Below are 2,815 nucleotides of genomic sequence, written 5' to 3' on the forward strand. Positions count from 1 at the left end.
GACCCGTGCGTCCGTCGACGAGCAGCGCCACCAGGGAGATGACCAGGCCTGCGGCCAGGGCACCGAGGCTCGCGCTCACCAGGGTGCTCACGCCGGTACGGCGGGCGTCCTGCCTGGTCTCGGTCGTCATCGTCGGCGGCCGTTCTGGTCGAGGGCTAGCTGGCGTTCTTCCGGCGCTTCGCAGTGCATTTCGTGCTGCGTTGCGAGCGCTCGTGAAAGTTATCACAAGGTCTGTGGAGGCTCCCCATCGCCCACGGGGAGCACTCCCGGGAGGTCGGCCAGGGGTCGCCCGGGGCGGTGCAGGACCGGCAGCACGAAGGTCAGGAGCACCGCGAGGACGAAGCCGCCCGAGACCGCGATCCAGACCGGCGGACCGGTGTAGAGGCTCGCCAGGACGGTCGAGAAGGCGATCACGCCGGCCCACACCCACATGATCACGACCGCACGGCGGTGGGAGTGCCCGATCTCGAGCAGCCGGTGGTGCAGGTGCTGCTTGTCGGGAGCGAACGGGGAACGCCCGGCCCGGGTGCGTCGTACGACGGCGAGCACGAGGTCCATGAGCGGCACGATGAGGATGAGGATCGGCAGGGCCACCGGCAGGAGCATGGGCAGCCAGCTGGCGCGGGCACCGTCGGCGCCGAGGACGATGTCCTCGCTGGAGAACTGGGTCGTGACCGTGATCGCGGTGGCCGAGAGCACGAGTCCGATCAGCATCGAGCCGCTGTCGCCCATGAAGAGTCGCGCGGGGTGGAAGTTGTGCACCAGGAAGCCGATGCAGGCGCCGGCCAGGGCAGCGCTCAGCAGGGCGCCGGTCGTGGCCCGGTCGACGTCGTTGATCCGGGTGAGCTCGTAGCAGTAGACGAAGAAGGCCAGGGCGCTGATGCCCACGACCCCGGCAGCGAGCCCGTCGAGGCCGTCGACGAAGTTCACCGCGTTGACGGTCGCCACCACGATCAGGGCCGTGAGCAGCGCCCCTTGGGCGGGATCGAGGGAGAACTGCTCGTCGTTGGGAGCGAAGAAGAACCGGAACTGGATGCCGTTGTAGATGAGCAGCCCGACGGCGATGACCTGTCCCCCGAACTTCGTCAGGGCGTCGAGGTCGAAGATGTCGTCGAGCACGCCCACGCCGCAGACGAGGGCGCCGGCGATCAGCACCGCCTCGGCGTCCGGGAAGGTGAAGGCGTTGCTCGTGGAGAGGAACGGGAGCTCCTTGGCCACCAGGTAGGCCGCCACGAGCCCACCGAGCATCGCCAGGCCGCCCAGGTAGGGAATCGGCTCCGCGTGCACGTCGCGATCTCGTACGGCGGCGACGGCACCGGTGCGCAGTGCGATCTCGCGCGCCACGACCGTGAGCAGGTAGGTCACCGACGCAGCGACCAGGAAGACGACGAAGTACTCGCGCATGCGGGGCGCTCAGGTCTCGTCGGGGGCGGACTCGTGGGTGAGCGTCGCTCCGAGCGGCTCGAGGACGTCGTTGAGGGCATCGAGGGACAGGGCGCCGACCCGGAGCACACGGCCCTGACCGCTGGTGGCGTCGACGATCGTCGAGGCCTCTCCCCCGGCAGACGTGCCGGCGTCGACGATCACGGCGACGACGTCACCGAGCATCTGCTCGGCCTGGTCGGCGTCGGTGGCGGCGGGCAGGCCGGTGGCGTTGGCCGAGCTGACGGCCAACGGACCGGTGCGCTCGAGGATCTCGAGGGCGATCTCGTCGTCAGGCATGCGCAGGGCGACCGTGCCGCGGGCATCGCCGAGGTCCCACTGCAGCGAGCCCTGCTGACGGCAGACCAGGGTGAGGGGGCCCGGCCAGAACGCCTCGACCAGGGCCCGGGCGAACGCCGGGACGTCGGTCGCGAGGGCGTCGAGGGTGGCTGCGTTGGAGATGAGCACCGGCGGCGGCATGCTCCGCCCACGCCCCTTGGCGTGCAGGAGGTCGGCGACGGCATCGGCGTCGAAGGCATCTGCCGCGATGCCGTAGACGGTGTCGGTGGGCATCACGACGAGGTCACCACCCTGCAGAGCCGTGGTCGCGGCCTCGATGGCCTGCTCCCGCTCCTCGGGGTCGTCGGTGCGGTAGCGCTCGGAGGTCACCGGAGCATCATCGCAGCCGCGCGGTCACGAAACGTGCACGCCCCGCGAGGTCGTCGTGGTCCTCGACCTCGCGCCAGTGACCGGTCTGCACGAAGACCCCGGGGGCCGAGGCCCCCTGCACGTCGGCGTGCTCGGCGCCCAGCACTCCCCCGGGACGCAGCAACCGCCGGGCGACCCGCTCCAGGACCCGGAACGCGTCCAGGCCGTCGTCACCGGAGAAGAGGGCGAGGTGAGGGTCGTGGTCACGCGCCTCCGGGGCCACCGACTCCCAGGCCTCCAGCGGGATGTACGGCGGGTTGCACACCACGACGTCGACCGTGCCGTCGAGGTCGTCGAAGGCGTCGGCCATCGAGCCGTGCCGCAGGTCGACGCCGGTGCCCGCGAGGTTGCGCTCGGCCCAGACCACGGCCGACTCATCGAGCTCGACAGCGTGCACGCGAGCGTGCGGAGCCTCGTCGGCGAGCGCGCGCGCGATCGCTCCCGACCCGGTGCACAGGTCGACCACGACCGGCGCGTCCCGGGCCAGGGCCTGCTCGATCGCCCAGCCGGCGAGCAGCTCGGTCTCCGGGCGCGGGACGAAGACCCCGGGGCCCACGGCGAGCTCGACGTGGCGGAAGCCCGCGACCCCTGTCAGGTGCTGCAGCGGCTCCCGGGTGGCGCGACGGGTCACGAGTCCACGGAAACGTTCGGCGGTGTCGTCATCGACGTCGTCGACCAGCACGAG

Annotated in this window: 3 protein-coding genes; all 3 read right to left on the reverse strand. The window is 71.3% G+C overall.

Annotated features, from left to right (window positions below; genetic code table 11):
• Positions 1 to 222 precede the first annotated feature (222 nt).
• Positions 223 to 1,404 carry an MraY family glycosyltransferase gene (locus VOI19_RS17605; protein ID WP_323794248.1) on the reverse strand — a complete coding sequence of 394 codons (1,182 nt, stop codon included), beginning with the start codon at positions 1,402 to 1,404 and terminating at the stop codon, positions 223 to 225.
• Positions 1,405 to 1,413: 9 nt separating this feature from the next.
• The gene (locus VOI19_RS17610; RefSeq protein WP_323794249.1) at positions 1,414 to 2,091 is read right to left on the reverse strand and encodes an L-threonylcarbamoyladenylate synthase; all 678 of its coding nucleotides are present in this window, start codon (positions 2,089 to 2,091) and stop codon (positions 1,414 to 1,416) included.
• Between the two features lie 7 nt (positions 2,092 to 2,098).
• Positions 2,099 to 2,815, reverse strand: a 717-nt coding sequence (gene prmC, locus VOI19_RS17615) for a peptide chain release factor N(5)-glutamine methyltransferase (protein ID WP_323794250.1), incomplete at its 5' end; no start/stop codon positions are given.

Origin of the sequence: Nocardioides sp. (assembly GCF_034670285.1) — a bacterium.
In the GTDB taxonomy this organism is placed as follows: Bacteria; Actinomycetota; Actinomycetes; order Propionibacteriales; family Nocardioidaceae; genus Nocardioides.